Origin of the sequence: Salinicola peritrichatus (assembly GCF_003206715.1) — a bacterium.
In the GTDB taxonomy this organism is placed as follows: domain Bacteria; phylum Pseudomonadota; class Gammaproteobacteria; order Pseudomonadales; family Halomonadaceae; genus Salinicola; species Salinicola peritrichatus.
This window is the reverse complement of the sequence record NZ_PZJU01000100.1, coordinates 1-3243: the sequence shown is the minus strand read 5'-3', so window position 1 is coordinate 3243 and position 3243 is coordinate 1. Positions and strand designations below refer to the sequence as shown.

Genomic DNA, 3243 nt, shown 5'->3' with positions numbered 1-3243 from the left:
CCTGAATAGTTACGTATAAAAAAACGCGGCGGCACCTGAGTGCCGCCGCGAACCAAACACGACGATAACCAACCTACCCCATAACAACGCCCCATCTACCCCATAACAATGACTTCAAACGCTCCTTCCGACCAGATAGTCTCCCAGAACCCGATCCACGACGGCTTCGATAAAGCCCTCATCCATCTCGCTGAATGACACCGTCAACCGGTAATAGACCGCGCCATAGATGAGGTCCATGCTCAAGTCCGGATCGATTTCCGGATCGAGTTCTCCTTTCTTGACGGCCTCGACGATGGCTTCCCGCCCCATCTGGCGCCGGGGCTCGATCCAGCGACTGGCAAAAGCCTCACCCAGTTCCCGGTCGGACTGCGCGGCTCCCAGCAAATGCTGCAGCAGCCGGCCATGAGGCCCGTTGAAGACCTCCACCAGCGCCATGACGCTATGGCGGAAATTCGTCTCGATGGGAAGACTCGAGTCATAGGCGATGATCGGTCCGATCTTGTCCAGGAACGCATCCATGACAATGGCGGAAGCATTCGGCCAACGCCGGTAAATGGTCGACTTGGCCACCCCCGAAACGGCGGAAACCCGTTCGATGGTGGCATGGTGGATTCCCCCCTCGAGCGCCAGATCCAGCGCCGCCGCCATCACCTTGAGCGAAGCCGTCGCGCTACGGGGTCGGCCGGGCCGAGGAGAAGAGGAAACTGCAGACATCGATGACATCCTTGTCGAGAACCACTCCTGAGATTAGGATACCATTGGATACGAAACGATCCGTATCGACAATTGGTCTTTACTCGTGCCAACGATATCACAAAGGTGTTCCATGGCGGCCTTTTCTCTTCCCGATTCCGGGATCGAACCACTACAACGACACGGACACTCGAGGCCAGCGATCCATGGAGACCTATGATGTCGCTATCGTCGGCGCAGGCCCCGCCGGCTTGGCCGCCGCACAGAAACTTTCCCGCCAGGGCCTTCGGGTTCTTCTCATCGACCAGGGCCAGGAGATTTCGCAACGAGAGAAAGAGGCGGAAGCCGAGCTGACCCAAGGCCATGGCGGCGCCGGGCTCTATTCGGATGGCAAGTTCTCGTTCTTCCCTTCCGCGACGCATCTGTGGCGTCTGCCCAAGCGCGAAGCGCTGCGAGAGGCCTATGCCTGGACGTGTGACCTACTCAACGGCTATGGCCTGGATACCCCACCCTTTCCGGAAAACGCCAACGCCTATACACCGGGCATCGGCAACTGGGTGCTCAAGGACTACCCCTCCGACTACCTCTCGCTCCAGGCCCGTCTGGAAATGGTATTTGGCCTCGTAGGCAGTCTCGACACCGAGATCGCCAGCCGGACCGAGGTCACTGCCCATCGCTACGAGGCGTCGGCACGGCAACACCATCTATGGCTCCAGCGCGACAGCCACGCCTTCGAGATCAGCGCCCGGGCACTGATCCTCGCGACGGGCCGTTTCGGCGCGCTCGATATCGGAGACGACGTCGGCAGCATCTTCCGCAGGCTGGAAGTCGGTTTTCGCATCGAGCAACCCAGCGAACAGGCATTCTTCCAGCATCTCACCAACCTCGACCCCAAGCTGACGCTGCGGAACGCTTCCGACGCCCTCGAATGGAGAACGTTCTGCGCCTGCCGCAACGGCCGCACCGTCCTTACCCGGACACAAGGTCTATGGACGGTATCCGGACATTCGGACGGCCCACCCTCGGCGCGCTCCAACGTCGGATTCAATACACGCATTCTCGATGAAACGATGGCGCGCCAGGCCATCGAATCGATCAAGGCCGCACTGCACAAGCCGAATTCGCATTTCGCGATCCCGCTCAAGGCGTGGATCGAAGGGCAAGAACACGCCACATCGATCATGAACGCCACTTACGGGGAGAACGTGGCCAAGGCCATGCTGCAAGGCTTGAAACGACTCATACGCAACTTCCCCGCGATCGAACATGACGACACCCGACTGATCGGCCCCACGCTCGAAGGCATCGGCTGGTACCCGCAAGTCGATGGCGAACTACGCATTCCCAACCGCCCCAGCTGGGTCGTCGGCGATGCCTGCGGGCTGTTCCGTGGTATCGTGGCGGCATTCATCAGCGGCCACTACGCGGCCAGTTCCATTCTGGAAACCCTGGAGCGCCCTTCCTGATGGCACAGCCTCGTTCCCGCGTCGGTGTCGGCGTCATCGTCACCCGCGCCAATGGCGACATCCTGCTCGGCTACCGTATCAAGGCCGGCGAAACGCCCACCTGGTGCCTGCCCGGCGGGCACGTCGAACCTGGGGAAACCTTCGAGGCCGCGGCACTGCGGGAGTTGCACGAAGAGACTGGCATCATCACTCGGCAGCCGGTCGAGATATTCGCCTTCCTGCAACAACTGGATAGCGACCGCACCGCGATCACCGGCGCGGCGCTGATTTCACTCGGCAACGAAACCGCCAAACCCCGCGTGACCGAGCCGGAAGTCTTTTCCCAGTGGCGATGGTTCCATCGTGATGAGCTGCCACAAGCGCTCTTTCCTGCAAGTGAGGCAATGCTAAAGGTGTGGGCCAAAGCCCCCTGCCCCGAGGGCTGGTGGGGTTATATCTTATGTGGCTCCGACTGATGCGGTCGGACTGATCTATTGATAACGCTCCAAACCGGAATGAACAACAACCCCGCCGAGAACGCCATCCGGCCCTTCATGGTGGGTCGCAAGAACTGGCTGTTCAGCCACACGCCGCGCGGTGCCCACGCCAGCGCGGCGATCTATAGCCTGATCGAAACGGCCAAGGCCAACGGCCTGGTGCCCTATCAGTATCTGCGGTTCGTGTTCGAGACGTTACCGACGCTGGGTGAGGATGACGATCTCGATGCTCTGCTGCCTTGGCGGTGGAAAGACACATTACCGATCTGACCCTGACGGGGACAGGTGGGTTTATTGGCGCGCTTACCAAGAAGATGGTCCGTTCCGGTCCAATGCTGAAGCCATGAAGTCGATTGCGATTCCATTCGCCGGTGGTAGCCGATGGCATGGCCAAGTGTTGGACACGATCGGTATGACAGCCTGCGGACAGGGTTTGCCACTAATGAAAATCGTCGGGTTAGGACCCAACTCGATCGACGTGGTGGTCTGCAACGAATTCAGGCCCGAGAGCTGTCTAGAGATCGGTTACCGGCCGGATCCGTTTGCGCCTAGCTCGTGGTCGATATTCCGTCGAGATCCGGACACAGGGGAACCCGCATTATTCA

The 3243-nt window shown here is 60.0% G+C and carries 3 protein-coding genes and 1 pseudogene; 3 read left to right on the top strand and 1 reads right to left on the bottom strand.

Annotated elements, in window-relative coordinates:
* Positions 1 to 114 precede the first annotated feature (114 nt).
* Positions 115 to 717, bottom strand: a complete 603-nt coding sequence (locus DOM57_RS21600) for a TetR/AcrR family transcriptional regulator (RefSeq protein ID WP_162619636.1) — start codon at positions 715 to 717, stop codon at positions 115 to 117.
* A 185-nt stretch (positions 718 to 902) separates the two neighbouring features.
* Between DOM57_RS21600 and DOM57_RS21595 the strand changes: the two genes are divergently transcribed.
* From DOM57_RS21595 to DOM57_RS21585, 3 genes and pseudogenes are all read left to right on the top strand, one after another.
* Entirely contained in the window at positions 903 to 2162 is a 1260-nt protein-coding gene (locus tag DOM57_RS21595; protein WP_162619635.1) for an FAD-dependent oxidoreductase, read from the top strand.
* Positions 2162 to 2617, top strand: a complete 456-nt coding sequence (locus DOM57_RS21590; RefSeq protein ID WP_110651809.1) for a nucleotide triphosphate diphosphatase NUDT15 — start codon at positions 2162 to 2164, stop codon at positions 2615 to 2617. The genes DOM57_RS21595 and DOM57_RS21590 overlap by 1 nt, the downstream gene beginning before the upstream one ends.
* Before the next feature lie 39 nt (positions 2618 to 2656).
* Positions 2657 to 2908: pseudogene (locus tag DOM57_RS21585) on the top strand (transposase domain-containing protein); the annotation flags it as partial.
* Positions 2909 to 3243 lie beyond the last annotated feature (335 nt).

What these genes read in the sequence shown, in the direction of transcription:
- DOM57_RS21595 (WP_162619635.1), top strand. Translation starts at nt 903, where the DNA reads ATGGAGACCTATGATGTCGCTATCGTCGGCGCAGGCCCCGCCGGCTTG.
- DOM57_RS21600 (WP_162619636.1), bottom strand. Translation starts at nt 717, where the DNA reads ATGTCTGCAGTTTCCTCTTCTCCTCGGCCCGGCCGACCCCGTAGCGCG.
- DOM57_RS21590 (WP_110651809.1), top strand. Translation starts at nt 2,162, where the DNA reads ATGGCACAGCCTCGTTCCCGCGTCGGTGTCGGCGTCATCGTCACCCGC.